Genomic DNA, 13,587 nt, shown 5'->3' with positions numbered 1-13,587 from the left:
GGTCCGACCCCAATTCTCACGGGACGGGATCGGGTCCGTACCCGCCCCAGGGATGACAGCGCGCGATCCGTTTCGCCGCCAGCCAGCCCCCCTTCAGCGCGCCATAGCGGCGAAGCGCCGTGATTGCATAGGCTGAACAGGAGGGTTGATAGCGACACGAGGGCGGCAGGACGACCGAGGGGCCGACCTGCCACAGGCGCACGATAAGGATGAGAAGCCGCGCGATCATCGCCGCCGCTGCGGCGGCCGGGGGCCGCGCACCGGCGCCGATTCGCCGCGTGCGATCCTGCCCAGCGCCTTGCCGAATTCGTGGCGCAGCGCGGCGAAATCGCGTTCGATCCCGCCCTCTCGCCCGATCAGCACATGGTCGGCGCCGCGGATGCCGCCGTCGGGCAACAGCTCGCGCGCCAACGCCCGCAACCGCCGCTTCATGCGGTTGCGGACGACGGCGTTGCCGATCTTCTTGGTGACGGTGAAGCCGACGCGAATCGTCGGATCGCCATCGGCGCGGTCGTGCACCAGCAGGACGAAGCCCGGCATCGGTGCGCGCAGACCCGCGTTCGCCGCCACGAAATCGCGGCGGCGCGTCAGCGTCTGGATTACGCCGACAGCTTCTTGCGGCCGCGGGCGCGACGCGCGCGGATCACTGCCCGGCCGCCCACCGTCGCCATCCGCGCACGGAAACCGTGGCGACGCGCACGCACCAGGTTGCTCGGCTGAAAGGTCCGCTTCATCGTTCATTCCTCAAGTACGTCGAAATAGAAAAGGGCCACCACGAAGGGCGGCCGGATGGTGGGGGCGCTTACCCGCAAGGCGGGGCGAAGTCAACGTGAACGCAGCTGCTTGTCGCGCGCGTGACGGCGCATCGCGGACCGTCGCCGCATCGCCCGGTCGACCAGCGCGCCGGTCCGCGGCCAGCGCCGTTTGATGCGCACGAAGCAGACCTGCGCCCATCGCGAATTGCGCAGGATCAGCACCAGTCCGCCCGCGAACAGGAAGATGCCGCCTGGGCCCGGCAGCGGCGCGACCACGCCTGCGCCGACGATCAGCAGCACGCCGCCGCTCAGCTGGATCAGGCGCAGGGCGGGGTGACGCTGGGTCATGCAGGCGCCCATCTGGCGTTGGTGTATTGTAAAAGCAAGTCACGGACAGCGATCGCTCGACATTGAACCAGGATGCCGCGGTCTGCCGCTATGCAGCCGTCGCGGAACCGTTATGAACCATGCCGACGGGGGTAAGGCATGGCGGCGATCGTTCGGACGGTGGCGTACCTGGGGCTGGAGGCGCGCGCCGTCGAGGTGCAGGTGCAGCTGATCCCCGGATTGCCGGGATTCCATGTCGTCGGCCTTGCCGACAAGGCGGTGGCGGAAAGCCGCGAGCGGGTGCGCGGCGCTGTCGCGGCGATGGGCCTCGCGCTGCCGCCCAAGCGGATCGTCGTCAACCTGTCGCCTGCCGATCTGCCCAAGGAGGGGTCGCACTTCGACCTGCCGATCGCGCTCGGCCTGCTCGGTGCGATGGGCGTCGTCGATGTCGAGGCGCTCGCCGATTATGTCGTCGTCGGCGAACTCGGGCTCGACGGACGGATCGCGCCGTCGCCCGGCGTGCTGCTCGCCGCGCTGCACGCGAGCGGGGAGGGGGCGGGGCTGATCTGCCCGGCGGCGCAGGGGGCGGAGGCCGCCTGGGCCGGATCGATCGAGGTGCTGGCGGCGCCCGACCTCCTCGCGCTGATCAACCATTTTAAGGGTCACGGCGTGCTCGCCGCGCCACAGCCCGGCGACGTCGACGCGCCGCTCGCCGGTCCCGACCTTGCCCAGGTGAAGGGGCAGGAAGTCGCCAAGCGCGCGCTGGAGATCGCGGCGGCGGGCGGACACAATCTGCTGATGGTCGGGCCGCCGGGCGCGGGCAAGTCGCTGATGGCGGCGTGCCTGCCCGGTATCCTGCCGCCGCTGGAGGCGACCGAGGCGCTGGAGGTGTCGATGGTCCAGTCGGTCGCGGGAACGCTGACCGGCGGGCGGCTGACGCGCGCGCGGCCGTTTCGCGCGCCGCACCACAGCGCGTCGATGGCGGCGCTCACCGGCGGCGGGCTGCGGGTGAAGCCGGGGGAGGTCAGCCTCGCGCACCTCGGCGTGCTGTTCCTCGACGAACTGCCCGAATTCCAGCGCGCGGTGCTCGATTCGCTGCGCCAGCCGCTCGAGACCGGCACGGTCAGCGTCGCGCGCGCCAATGCCCACGTCACCTTTCCCGCGCGCGTCCAGCTGGTCGCGGCGATGAACCCGTGCCGCTGCGGCCATCTCGGCGACGCCAGCCTCGCCTGCGCGCGCGCACCGCGCTGCGCCGCGGATTACCAGGCGAAGGTCTCCGGCCCGCTGCTCGACCGGATCGACCTGCATGTCGAGGTCGCGGCGGTCACCGCGGCCGATCTCGTCCTGCCGCCGCCTGCGGAAGGATCGGCGGAGGTCGCGGCGCGGGTGGCGGCGGCGCGCGCGATCCAGACCGCACGCTATGCCGGCCAGCCGCCGCGCACCAATGCCGAGGCGGATGGGGTGTTGCTCGATACGGTCGCGTTGCCCGACGCGCCGGGACGCACCTTGCTGGCCCAGGCGGCGGCGGCGACGCGCATGTCGGCGCGCGGCTATACCCGCGTGCTGCGCGTCGCGCGCACGATCGCCGATCTTGCGGGTACGGAGGGCGTATCGCGCCTCCACGTCGCCGAAGCGCTGAGCTACCGGCGCCGCGCGCCGACCAACTGACGGGCGCCGCGCGCGAACCGCTTGCCGTCCTGCGCCGCATCGGCTACCGGCCGCGTCTTCGCTGCCCCTGTGGCGAAATTGGTAGACGCATTCGACTCAAAATCGAACGCCGCAAGGCATGCTGGTTCGAGTCCGGCCAGGGGCACCATTCCCGATCAAACGAAGGCATAGTTGTTGCCAGATGATCGGATGCGCTCCGGGCGCACCCTGCCGCATCGCGGGATCGGCGGCGCATAGCCGGGCGAGGAGCGGTGGTCCAAGGCGGCGTATCGCTGCAGGCGTCCGATGGCGCGTGGATCGCCGGAGGTGCTATGCAGGCCGCGAACCACGCGGGCGTGCCCGCCGCCAACACAGCCTTCGCCGAGGCGCAGAAGATCATCGACACGCTGGAGCAGGACGCCTGATGACCGACGCCTTTATCTGTGACGCGATCCGCACGCCGATCGGGCGGCTTAACGGCGCGCTCGCGACGATCCGCGCGGACGACCTTGCGGCGATCCCGCTGCGCGCCCTGATCGCGCGCAACCCGCACGTCGACTGGGGGGCGATGGACGACGTGCTGCTCGGCTGCGCCAATCAGGCGGGCGAGGACAATCGCAACGTCGCGCGCATGGCCGCATTGCTGTCCGGCCTGCCGGAGGTAGTGCCGGGCGCGACGATCAACCGGTTGTGCGGATCGGGCCTCAACGCCGTCGGCAGCGCGGCGCAGGCGATCCGCAGCGGCGATGCCGAGCTGCTGATCGCCGGCGGCGTCGAGAGCATGACCCGCGCGCCCTTCGTCATGGGCAAGGCGCAGGGCCCGTTCGATCGTGCCCAGACGCTGGAGGACACGACCCTGGGCTGGCGCTTCGTCAATCCGAAGATGCGCGAGGCCTATGGCGTCGATTCGATGCCGGAGACCGCGGAGAACGTCGCCGATCAGTGGCGCGTCGGCCGCGAGGAGCAGGACGCCTTCGCGCTCGCCAGCCAGGAGAAGGCCGCCGCCGCGATCGCCAGCGGACGGATGGCGGCTGAGATCGTGCCCGTCAGCGTGCCGCAGAAAAAAGGCGATCCCGTCGTCATCGACCGCGACGAGCATCCGCGTGCGACCAGCCTGGAAGCGCTGGCCCGGCTTAAGCCGGTGGTGCGCGCTGACGGGACCATCACCGCGGGCAACGCCTCGGGCCTCAACGACGGCGCGGCGGCGATGCTGGTCGCGAGCGAGGCGGCGGCGGCGCGGCACGGGCTGACGCCGCGCGCGCGCGTGCTGGGGATGGCGGCCGCGGGGATCGCGCCGCGGATCATGGGCGTCGGGCCGATCGAGGCGGCGCGCAAGCTCAGCCGCATCACCGGCATCGGCCTCGACCGGCTCGATGTCATCGAGCTGAACGAGGCCTTTGCCGCGCAGGCGATCGCAACGCTGCGCGACCTGGGGATTGCGCCCGACGATCCGCGCGTCAACCGCAACGGCGGCGCGATCGCGCTCGGCCATCCGCTCGGCATGTCGGGCGCGCGGATCGTGATGAGCGCGGTGGAGGAACTCCACCGCATACAGGGCCGCTATGCCATGGCGTTCATGTGCATCGGCGTGGGGCAGGGCATCGCCCTGATGCTGGAACGCATCTGACCCCCTTCGCCCGATTCATGGAAAAGCAGGAGCCGCTTCCGGCGCGTGGCCGAAGGGGGGGCGGGGCAGCGCTCGGGCTCGTGAAAGGGCGGGCATTGCTGTTCGAGATGGAAGACATCTTGGCGGACGTGCGCCGCGGGAGGGTCAAGGCTAAGTTGCCGGACGAAGAAGGGGAAATCACCGTAAACTGGACGGCATTGTATCGATGATTTGGGTGCGCCGTCGAAGCGACCCGCGAAATTCGCGACATTCAGGGCGACGGTAGATCTTCGTCGCGAAGCGGCTCTAGGAATGACGCATGGCCGGGACTGGCGAGCGTGCGTCCGCGTCGATAGGCTGCGGCGCATCGTAAAGCGTGGAAAGTGTAGGGCTATGGATGGAGAGGGGCGGGCGGTGTCCGGTTCGGCCGGCGCGCGCGAATGGCTGGGCCATCCCGTCGGGCTGTTCTACCTCGCCTTCGCGGAGGCGTGGGAGCGGTTCAGCTATTACGGCATGCAGACGTTGCTGGTGCTGTATCTGACGCAGGCGCTGCTGTTGCCGCCGCGCGTCGGGCGGATCGCGCTGTTCGGGCCGTTCCGCGCCTTGCTCGACAGCGCGGGGACGCTCGACATCATCGCGCTGTCGTCGGCGATCTTCGGCCTGTACACGAGTGCGGTCTATCTGACGCCGATCTTCGGCGGGCTGCTTGCGGACCGCGTGCTCGGCAAGCGGCGTACGGTGATCCTGGGTGCGTTGCTGATGGCCGCGGGCCATTTCCTGATGGCGTTCGACGTGACGTTCCTGTTCGCGCTCCTGCTGCTCGTGCTCGGCGTCGGCTGCTTCAAGGGCAACATCGCCAGCCAGGTCGGCGCGCTTTACGCGCCGGAGGACAATCGCCGGGCCGACGCGTTCCAGATCTATTTCATCGGCATCAACGCGGGCGTCATCATCGCACCGTTGGTGTGCGGGACGCTGGGCGAGAAGGTGGGGTGGCATTGGGGCTTCGGCGCGGCGGGCGTCGGCATGCTGATCGGCCTTGGTATCTATCTGGCGGGGCAGAGGTATTTGCCGGACGACAGCGTGCCGGTCGCCGCGCGCGCGGATGTCGCGCCCACGCCGCCGATGACGCGCCGGCAGAAGCAGGCGCTCATCCTGCTCGTCGCGATGATTCCGGTTCTCGCGATCAGCGCGCTCGGCAACCAGGAATTGTACAACGCCTATCTCGTCTGGGCGAACGGCGCCTACGATTTCCAGCTGTTGGGGGTGCGCCTGCCGACGACGTTCCTCGCCTCGCTCGACGCGGTGGCATCGGTCGCATCGCTGATCGGCGTCGTCGCCTTCTGGCGCTGGTATGCGACGCGGTTCCGCGAGCCGGACGAGATCGTCAAGCTGGCGATCGGCTGCGTCATATCGGCGGCGGCGTTCGTCATCGTCGCGGTTTCGGCCCGGCACGAGGCGGCCACGGGCATCAAGGTCAGCCTGTGGGTCGCGGTCGCGATCCACTTCATCAATGGCATCGGCTTTTCGAACGTCTTCCCGGTCAGCCTGGCGCTTTATTCGCGCGCCTCTCCGCCGCAATTCGCGGGCACGATGATCGGCGTCTATTACCTGTTCCTGTTTCTCGCCAACCTCGGGGTGGGGGTGATCGGCGGCTTTCTCAACAAGATGCCGCCGCTGGCCTTTTGGGGGCTGCACGTCGCGCTGGTGCTCGGCGCGGGCGCGGCGTTCGTGCTGATCAAGCTGGCTTTCGGGCGCATCCTGATCGACGAGCGCGCCGCGGCCTAGGCGAGAGGGCGAGGACGGCTCGGGCGGGCGCACGACCGGAATTCGACGAAGCGCGCCGCGGGGCTGGACGAAAAGCGTTTCCGATGCGTTATGAGCATGTCGCGACGGGCCTTGCAGTTTCGTGCTCGTCACACGATCCCGTCGCGGCACCCTATTCCCATTCGTATCCGCCACTTGTCCGTCGCAGGGGGCCTGCCCATCTTCCAAACCGGTGTGGCGTTCGCGGGCCTTCGTGCTGATTCTCGCCGCATCGACGATGCCCTGCGAGGCGTGCGACCCAAGTGCGCGTGAAAATCGGGTGCAACAAAGCGCAGCTAATGCTTTCGCGACGACCGATATCGCCATATGGGGCTGAGTATGAACGCGCCGCTACGCGGCTTTTGTGTGGGATTTGCGATCGGGGCGGCGATGGTGCTGCTTCACGCAACGATCGGGGCAGGTGAGATGTCGGCAAAGCCGATTTCGTTCTGGATGTACGTGTTGGCGGGCGCGATGATGATCATCGCCTCGACCATCGCCATGCCGTTTCTCGGCCCGCGCAAGTCGGAGCGCGCCTGATCAGGGAACCCGTGCAGCGCGGGTAGGCGGGCTGCGCGATGCGTGCGATGCCGTTGCTTCCGGAGGATGCGACGGACCATGCCGCCGTATCCTCCGGAAAAACGCGCGGGCGGCTTAGGCCTTGACGTGCTGCGAGATGTACTTGTTCATCTCGAACATCGTGACCTTGTCCTTGCCGAACACCTTCTTGAGCTTGTCGTCGGCGAGAATCTCGCGCTTGTTCTCAGGGTTCTGCAGGTTGTTGGACTTGATGTATTCCCAAACCTTGCTGATCACTTGGCTGCGCGGCAGCTTCTCGTTGCCGACGACGGCGCCGAGTTCGGCCGAGGGCTGAACGGGGGCGTGGATGCCGCCGGTCTTGGTAGTCGTAGCCATCGCATTCCTTCCTGTTTCGCCCGGTCCATCGCCGGGCGGAGCGATTCACGCCTTCTTGAGCGCTCCCGCCTTGTGCGCCGCCTTTCCGCCGTTGTCACTCTTTACGATGAACTGCGGCTCGTCCTTCGATGCGCGCACGACGTGATCCTTGATCTTGGTGTCTTTCGTCACCTTCTTCTGGACCGTGCCGTGGGCGGTGCCGCCGTGGCTTTTCCACGTCACGTCGTCGCCGGCCTTGAGGTTCGCTGCCATGATCCTTGCCTCCTGTTGGGTAGGAGCACAGCGCATGAGGGGGCGGCGGGTTGCGTCGCCCCCGACCGCGGCATCAGAACCTGAAGCCGGCGGCGAGGCCGTAACGGCGCGGTTCGATCGTGAAGATGTTGGTGTACAGCCCCGACGACTGGTCGCCGACCCCCTGTCCGGTGATCGCGTTATCGTTCGCCAGATTCTGGACGAACCCGCGCAGGTAGAAACGGTCGCCGGGCGCATTGACCTGGACCTGCGCGTTGACGACCTCGTAGCCGGGAACACGATCGATGTTCATGTTGAACACGCTCGCATAGAAATTGCCGGTGTAATTCAGGTCCGCACGCGGCACGACCGACCAGCCGTTGGCAAAGGGGATCGTATATTGCGCGCCGACCGCGAATTTGTAGGTAGGCGCCTGCGGGAGCTTGTTGCCGCTGAGCGTGACGCCGACGCCGTCGGTGACGGTGAAGGGCAGTGCGCCGGTCGGTACGCCGAACAGGGCGCGCAGCGGTGCCGAGGGATTGGCCGCGGATGCCATGAGCGCCGAGCAGACACCGAACGCGCCGGTCGTGCCGGTGCCCGGGATCGCGGTTGGCGCGCGCAGGCCGATCGCGCTGTTGACCGCGGCGACATAGCCGTTTGCCGCCGCCGCGCCGCCCGCGTTGGGAATGACGACGCAGTTCGACGCGTTGGTGATGTCCTTTATGATCACCGTGTCGGTGCGGCCGCCCGACGGCAGGCGCGGGTTGATCAGCTGTTTGTCGCCGGTAATCTCGGTCTTCAGCGCGCTCATGGTCAGGTTGACGACCAAGCGCGGGGTGGGGCTGACGATCGCCTCCGCCTCCAGGCCGTAGATATTGGCATCGACATTGTCGTTGACGGCGGTGCGCGCGACGATGCGGCTGAGCTGCAACCCCTTGTACTTGTAGTAGAAACCCGTGACGTTTAGGCGCAACGCGCCTTGGCCGAAGCTGTTCTTCGACCCGATTTCGAATGCGTCGACCTGTTCGGGCGCGAACGCTTGCGGCACGGTGAAGGTCGCAGGCAGCGGTGGGTTGATGCCGCCCGATTTGTAGCCGCGCGAATAAGAGGCGTAGAGCAGATTGTCGGGCGTGACCTTGAAGTCGAACACCGCGCGTCCGGTCAGCCGCCCGAATGCGACCTGGCGAACCGCATAATCCTGCACGCCCGCGGTGGTCGGGTCGAAATCAGTCGTCGCATAATTGAGGCCGCCGGTGATGCTGGTCGCGTTGTACGGCGTCAGCACGTTGAGCGTCAGATTGCGCGCCTGCACGTATTTGTCGTCGTGATTGTAGCGCAGGCCGAGTGTCAGCTTGGCGCGATCGCTCACCGCGAAATAGGTTTCGCCGAACACGCCCCAGGACTTCAGCCGGAAATAGGGGGTGTCGTTGCGGTAGAAGGGCGATGCGAGAAACGTATTGCCCGCGACGCCGGGTGTCGCCGCGGACGAGGCGGCGCCAAGGATGCCGGAGGCATAGTCGAGGCCAAAGGCGTTGACGAAATAATCGTTGTTTCTGCTGCGGTTATCGAGATAAATTCCGCCGAGGAGGAAATTGAAGGGGCCATCGAAGCTGCTGTCGATATGCGCTTCGGCGGAAATCTGGCGGCTGGTGATGCGCGAGCGGTCGAAATCGAGGCTCTGCGGATAACAGCCGATGCTCGCCCCGCCGTAGACGCCCAGATTGTTGGGGTCGGCCGCCGACTGGCAGACGCCGCCCGCCGGACCGTTGGGGATCAGCGTCTGGCGCACGCCGTTGAGGAAGGCGAACGGACTGCCCGCGCGGCCCAGCGCGTTGAGCGCGGCAAGGCCCGGGTTGCTGGCGAGCGACCCTTCGACAGCGAGATTGTAGTCGACCGTGCTGTCGACGGTGTTGCGCGCGTAGCCACCGGTAAAGTTGAAGTTCACGCGGCCGAAATCATGAAAGATCTTGGCGGTATATTGCTCCTCTTCGGCGAAATAGGTCGGGGTATAGTCGACGCGGACGGTGCGCACGTCGGTAGGGTTGACGACCCCGGCATAGGGATCGGTGCCGTAAAGGCTCTGTAGCGCGAAGCGGCCGAGCACGGGATTGTTGAGCGTGAAGAATTCGCTCGAGGTCAGCACCGCGGCGAGCGTCGAGAGGCCGTTGGTCGTCTCGAACCCCTTCGTGTCGGGCAGGCAGCCGAGCACGCCGGTCGGATCGCGGTGGCACAATTGCTTCTGGATGCGGCTGCGGTTGTCGCGTTCGTGGAAATAATAGCCGATCAGGTCGATGCGCGTGTCGCTGGACGGCGCCCAGGACAAAGTGCCGCGCACCGCATAGAGGTCGCGGTCGTCGATCCGCTGGTTGTCATAGGTGTTGAGCGTGTAGCCGTCGCGCTTCAGATAGGTGCCGGCGACCCGGATCCCCAATGTGTCGCTGAACGGCAGGTTGAACATGCCCTGCACCCGTTTCGAATCGTAATTGCCGTATTCGAACTCCCCTGCGGCGTGGATGCCGGTGAGATCGGGCTTGGCGGTGATGAAGTTCACCACGCCCGACGTCGCGTTGCGGCCGAACAGCGTGCCCTGCGGCCCGCGCAGCACCTCGATCCGCTGAAGGTCGAAGAATTCCGTCTCGAACAGCCGCGTCGTCGTCAGCGGCATGTCGTTGATGTGGATGCCGGTCGCAGTGTCGCACGACGTGCCGACGCACAGGTCGCCGATGCCGCGGATCGTGAAGCTGGACGTGGTGAAGCCGGTCTTGGTGAAGGTGACCGAGGGCAAGGTCTGTTGCAGCGCGGTCGGGTTGACGATCTGCTGCTTTTGCAGCGCGTCGGCGGTGAAGGCGCTGACCGCGATCGGCACGTCCTGCAAACGCTGCGACTGACGCTGCGCGGTGACGATGATGTCGCCGAGGCTGGCGTCGGCGGGCGCAGCGCCTTGCGCGGCTGGCGCTTCCTGTGCGGGGTCGGTGGTCTGTGCAGTGGCGGGCAGCGCCGGTAGCAGGATACAGGCGGTCGCGGCAAGCAGGCGGCATTTCGTCACGGTGGCACCCCTCCATCAAGGGCCGCTCGCCGGTCTGCTCTGCCCGCGATGCGGAACCTTTTCCCTGGAGCCCATGGTGGGACCGTCGGCGGGCCCGGTCAAGCAATATGGGTCAGGACGGTGACGTATAGGTCGGTTGCCCGAAGAGGCTATGGAACCGTTGCCGCACCGTCACTATTGTCGCGTTTCCGGCATTCGCGCCGGCTGGCGCAGATGCAAGGAAAGACGAACGTTATGACCGACACCGGAGCAGCGCCGGAGGACGGCGATCTGGTGGCCGCGGCGCCCGCCGACGCGATTCCGGCCGACGTTGCGGAGGCGATCCGCACGCTGATCCGCTGGGCGGGCGACGATCCGACGCGCGAGGGGCTGATCGACACGCCGCGCCGCGTCGCCAAGGCGTGGCGCGAATATTGTGCCGGCTATGGCGACGATCCCGCGCATCACCTGTCGCGCGTGTTCGAGGAGGTCGGCGGCTACGACGAGATCGTGCTGCTGCGTGACATCCCGTTCCAGTCGCATTGCGAACATCACATGGCGCCGATCATCGGCAAGGCGCACATCGCCTATCTGCCCAAAGACCATGTCGTCGGCATCAGCAAGCTGGCGCGCGTGCTGCACGCCTTCGCGCGGCGGTTGCAGGTGCAGGAGCGGCTGACCGCGGAGGTCGCCGACTGTATCTGGACGCATCTGAAGCCGCAGGGCGTCGCCGTGGTGATCGAGGCGAGCCATGCCTGCATGACCGCGCGCGGCGTGCGCACCCCCGGCGTGTCGATGGTGACGAGCCGGATGATGGGCGTGTTCCGTGAGGACGAGCGCAGCCGCAAGGAGGTGCTGGCACTGATGGGCCTGTCGCGCGCGTGACTACGCATGCGCGCGGCTGGGTGTTGGTGACCGGCGGCGGCAAGCGGCTGGGCGCGGCGATCGCGCGCGGCTGCGCGGCGGCGGGCTGGCGCCCGTTGATCCACTATGGCGGATCGGCGGATGCGGCGGCTGCCCTGGCCGATGAACTGGGCGGTGCGATGGTGCAGGGCGATCTGGCCGACACCGCGGCGTTGCCCGACTTGTTCGCGCGTGCGCGCGCCGCGGCCGGCGGCCCGATCGCGGCCCTGGTCAACAGCGCGTCGCGCTTCGCGTTCGACGCGCCGGCGGCGATCGATGCCAAGCTGGCGGCGCAGCTTTACGCGGTCAACGCGCTCGCGCCCGCGATCCTTGCCGCGGCCCTCGCGGCGCAGGACGATGGAGAGGAGGGGGCGGTGGTCAACCTGCTCGACCAGAAACTCGCCAACCCCAACCCCGATTTCTTTTCTTATTCAATGAGCAAATACGCGCTCGCCGGCGCGACGACGATGCTCGCGCAGGCGCTGAGCCCGCGGGTGCGCGTCAACGCGGTCGCGCCGGGGCTGACGCTGAAGAGCGGCGACCAGAGCGACGCCGAATTCGAGGCGGTCGCCAGCCAGAACCTGCTGCGCCATCCGGTCGGCGCAGCGGCGGTGGCGGAGGGCGTCGTCTATCTGCTCGGCGCACGCAGCGTCACGGGGCAGACGCTGTACGTCGATTGCGGGCAGCGTTTCCTGAAGCGCGACGGCGACGTGATGTTCGAGGGGCGCGATGGCTGAATTCACCACGATCCTCGATCGCCTGGAGGTGACCATGCGCCTCGGCATCCATCCGCACGAGGCGGTGCCGCAGCGCGTGCGCCTGTCGGTGTGGATGACGGTCGATTATGCGGCCCCGCCCGCCGCCGACCGGATCGACGAGGTGCTCGATTACGATTTCGTCCGCGACGGCATCCTGGCGCTGGCGGACGGCCCGGGCTTCGACCTGCAGGAAACGTTGGTGGAGGCGGTGGCCGCGCTTTGCCTCGCCGACCCGCGCGTCCGCGCGGTGCGCGTGCGCTCGATGAAGCCGGATGTGTATCCGGACGCGGGCGTCGGTTGCGAGATCATGCGGGTGCGGTAGCCGAGGCCAGGGTTACGCATCGTCCGGGCGGATGATAGCGTGGCCAAGGATCGATGGGGTGGGTGCAATGGCAGGCAAATGGGCGGCGCGGTGGCTGATGGCACTCTGCGCGGCAACGCTAATCTTTGAGGTTCCGGCCGCGGGGCAGACGGTCATGGCCCCCGCGCAGGATGGCGCGACGCTGCGCGCCCGCCTCGCCCCGGTGTTGGACCCGCCCGGGCGCGCGATGCCTGTCGACGCCGCAGCGCTCGACGCAATGATCCAGCGCCATGCCTTCCTCGCGCTCGGCGACCGGCTGATGGGCGGCAAGGATATGACGACGATCGACCACGACCTCAACTGGATGCAGGCGCGCCTGTTCCAGGGCGGCGGGTTCTTCGTCGGCTTCGCCTACATGCGTGCGCTGTGGCAGCTCGCCGGCGCGATGCCGGAGGCCCAAAGTGCCGGACTGAAACAGAATGCGGCGGCAATCTACCTTTATGATCTCGGCCTGACCGCGGTGGATGGCCCGCGCTGCGCGGATCCCTCCGCGCCGGAGCATCGCCGCGACCAATTGCTGCAGACCGATCGTGCGATCCTCGATTACCTGCGTGGCCTGCCACTCGCGGATCGGATGCGGATCGGAACGATCGCGGTCTCGATCGAAGCGGCGACGGCGAGCGTGCGCGGCGACGATTACGTGCTGTGCAGCGGTGGCCTGGACCAGATAGCGGCGGGGCTGAAGGCCAATGGCAAGAAGTCCTTGCCGCAGGTGCCCGGTGCACCGGGGAGGGTCGGCAAGACCTATGCCGTCCCGCCGCCGCCCGACTATACGCCGCGCTTCGTTCCGGTTGCGGTCGCGGCCCCGAAACAGGCGGTCGCACGGCGCGAACTTCCCGTGATGCTCACGCGCCTGCTGGCCCCGGCAGCACCCTGACGCCGATCGATCAGCCAGCGTTGCCCCGATGAGGCGGCGATGCCGGCGATCGGCGTCGCCGAGTCGTCGCCCTCCATCAGCCACGCCAGCGCCTCGTCTTCCGCCGGGAACACCGCGTGCCGATCGTCGAGGATCTGCTTCGCCTGGAGCCGATGCAAGGTGCCCGAAAGCAGTATCGCCACGCGCCGGGACGGCGAATCGGGCCGGACCATCTTCGCGAACTCGGCCGCGACGCTCTGGGGCGCGACATGCTTTTCCCGCATTTCGATGAACGTGAGCAGATGACCGTGGCGGGTGCCGGTAGAAAGCATCCGACCAACGGTCGCCACGACATCGGCCGCGTACCGCCTTGCGATGTCAACGTCCTAATCGCCGCCGA

Annotated in this window: 16 protein-coding genes and 1 tRNA gene; 9 read left to right on the top strand and 8 right to left on the bottom strand. The window is 67.7% G+C overall.

Annotated elements, in window-relative coordinates; translation table 11 throughout:
• Positions 1 to 16 precede the first annotated feature (16 nt).
• From yidD to DM480_RS01475, 4 genes are all read right to left on the bottom strand, one after another.
• Positions 17 to 229 carry a membrane protein insertion efficiency factor YidD gene (gene yidD / locus DM480_RS01490; RefSeq protein WP_115377238.1) on the bottom strand — a complete coding sequence of 71 codons (213 nt, stop codon included), beginning with the start codon at positions 227 to 229 and terminating at the stop codon, positions 17 to 19.
• Entirely contained in the window at positions 226 to 540 is a 315-nt protein-coding gene (rnpA, locus tag DM480_RS01485) for a ribonuclease P protein component (protein ID WP_232834075.1), read from the bottom strand. The genes yidD and rnpA overlap by 4 nt, the downstream gene beginning before the upstream one ends.
• Before the next feature lie 59 nt (positions 541 to 599).
• Positions 600 to 734 carry a 50S ribosomal protein L34 gene (gene rpmH, locus DM480_RS01480; protein ID WP_028056723.1) on the bottom strand — a complete coding sequence of 45 codons (135 nt, stop codon included), beginning with the start codon at positions 732 to 734 and terminating at the stop codon, positions 600 to 602.
• 90 nt (positions 735 to 824) lie between these two features.
• Positions 825 to 1,103 (bottom strand): hypothetical protein, encoded by a 279-nt coding sequence (locus tag DM480_RS01475; RefSeq protein WP_115380646.1) that lies wholly within the window; start codon positions 1,101 to 1,103, stop codon positions 825 to 827.
• Positions 1,104 to 1,241: 138 nt separating this feature from the next.
• On the opposite strand from DM480_RS01475, the gene DM480_RS01470 reads away from it, so the two are divergent.
• The 5 genes from DM480_RS01470 (at position 1,242) to DM480_RS01445 (ending at position 6,678) form a co-directional block, all read left to right on the top strand.
• Positions 1,242 to 2,750 carry a YifB family Mg chelatase-like AAA ATPase gene (locus tag DM480_RS01470; RefSeq protein WP_115377237.1) on the top strand — a complete coding sequence of 503 codons (1,509 nt, stop codon included), beginning with the start codon at positions 1,242 to 1,244 and terminating at the stop codon, positions 2,748 to 2,750.
• 63 nt (positions 2,751 to 2,813) lie between these two features.
• Positions 2,814 to 2,898 (top strand) — tRNA-Leu (locus DM480_RS01465).
• A gap of 255 nt (positions 2,899 to 3,153) precedes the next feature.
• Positions 3,154 to 4,356: a 3-oxoadipyl-CoA thiolase gene (gene pcaF / locus DM480_RS01460; protein WP_115377236.1), complete on the top strand. Its 1,203-nt coding sequence runs from the start codon at positions 3,154 to 3,156 to the stop codon at positions 4,354 to 4,356.
• 393 nt (positions 4,357 to 4,749) lie between these two features.
• Positions 4,750 to 6,120: a peptide MFS transporter gene (locus tag DM480_RS01450; protein WP_115380644.1), complete on the top strand. Its 1,371-nt coding sequence runs from the start codon at positions 4,750 to 4,752 to the stop codon at positions 6,118 to 6,120.
• A 357-nt stretch (positions 6,121 to 6,477) separates the two neighbouring features.
• Entirely contained in the window at positions 6,478 to 6,678 is a 201-nt protein-coding gene (locus DM480_RS01445) for a hypothetical protein (RefSeq protein ID WP_115377234.1), read from the top strand.
• A gap of 114 nt (positions 6,679 to 6,792) precedes the next feature.
• Here the strand turns inward: DM480_RS01445 and DM480_RS01440 are convergent, their stop codons facing one another.
• From DM480_RS01440 to DM480_RS01430, 3 genes are all read right to left on the bottom strand, one after another.
• Complete coding sequence (locus DM480_RS01440) at positions 6,793 to 7,053, bottom strand: SWIB/MDM2 domain-containing protein (protein ID WP_115377233.1); 261 nt, start codon at positions 7,051 to 7,053, stop codon at positions 6,793 to 6,795.
• A gap of 45 nt (positions 7,054 to 7,098) precedes the next feature.
• Positions 7,099 to 7,305: a DUF2945 domain-containing protein gene (locus DM480_RS01435; protein ID WP_115377232.1), complete on the bottom strand. Its 207-nt coding sequence runs from the start codon at positions 7,303 to 7,305 to the stop codon at positions 7,099 to 7,101.
• A gap of 73 nt (positions 7,306 to 7,378) precedes the next feature.
• Complete coding sequence (locus DM480_RS01430; protein WP_115377231.1) at positions 7,379 to 10,330, bottom strand: TonB-dependent receptor; 2,952 nt, start codon at positions 10,328 to 10,330, stop codon at positions 7,379 to 7,381.
• 234 nt (positions 10,331 to 10,564) lie between these two features.
• On the opposite strand from DM480_RS01430, the gene folE reads away from it, so the two are divergent.
• From folE to DM480_RS01410, 4 genes are all read left to right on the top strand, one after another.
• Positions 10,565 to 11,194: a GTP cyclohydrolase I FolE gene (gene folE, locus DM480_RS01425; RefSeq protein WP_115380642.1), complete on the top strand. Its 630-nt coding sequence runs from the start codon at positions 10,565 to 10,567 to the stop codon at positions 11,192 to 11,194.
• Positions 11,191 to 11,949, top strand: a complete 759-nt coding sequence (locus tag DM480_RS01420; protein WP_115377230.1) for an SDR family NAD(P)-dependent oxidoreductase — start codon at positions 11,191 to 11,193, stop codon at positions 11,947 to 11,949. Before folE ends, DM480_RS01420 begins: the two co-directional genes overlap by 4 nt.
• Complete coding sequence (locus DM480_RS01415; protein ID WP_115377229.1) at positions 11,942 to 12,292, top strand: dihydroneopterin aldolase; 351 nt, start codon at positions 11,942 to 11,944, stop codon at positions 12,290 to 12,292. Before DM480_RS01420 ends, DM480_RS01415 begins: the two co-directional genes overlap by 8 nt.
• A 154-nt stretch (positions 12,293 to 12,446) precedes the next feature.
• Complete coding sequence (locus DM480_RS01410) at positions 12,447 to 13,208, top strand: hypothetical protein (RefSeq protein WP_198665869.1); 762 nt, start codon at positions 12,447 to 12,449, stop codon at positions 13,206 to 13,208.
• On the opposite strand, the gene DM480_RS17905 is transcribed toward DM480_RS01410, so the two are convergent.
• On the bottom strand, positions 13,100 to 13,537 hold the full coding sequence (locus tag DM480_RS17905; protein ID WP_125471443.1) for a hypothetical protein: 438 nt from the start codon (positions 13,535 to 13,537) through the stop codon (positions 13,100 to 13,102). The two genes, DM480_RS01410 and DM480_RS17905, sit on opposite strands and share 109 nt — an antisense overlap.
• Between the last annotated feature and the right edge of the window lie 50 nt (positions 13,538 to 13,587).

The organism is Sphingomonas sp. FARSPH, assembly GCF_003355005.1.
Classification (GTDB): domain Bacteria; phylum Pseudomonadota; class Alphaproteobacteria; order Sphingomonadales; family Sphingomonadaceae; genus Sphingomonas.
The sequence above is the reverse complement of the archived record's forward strand: the minus strand, read 5'-3'. Positions and strand labels throughout refer to the sequence as shown.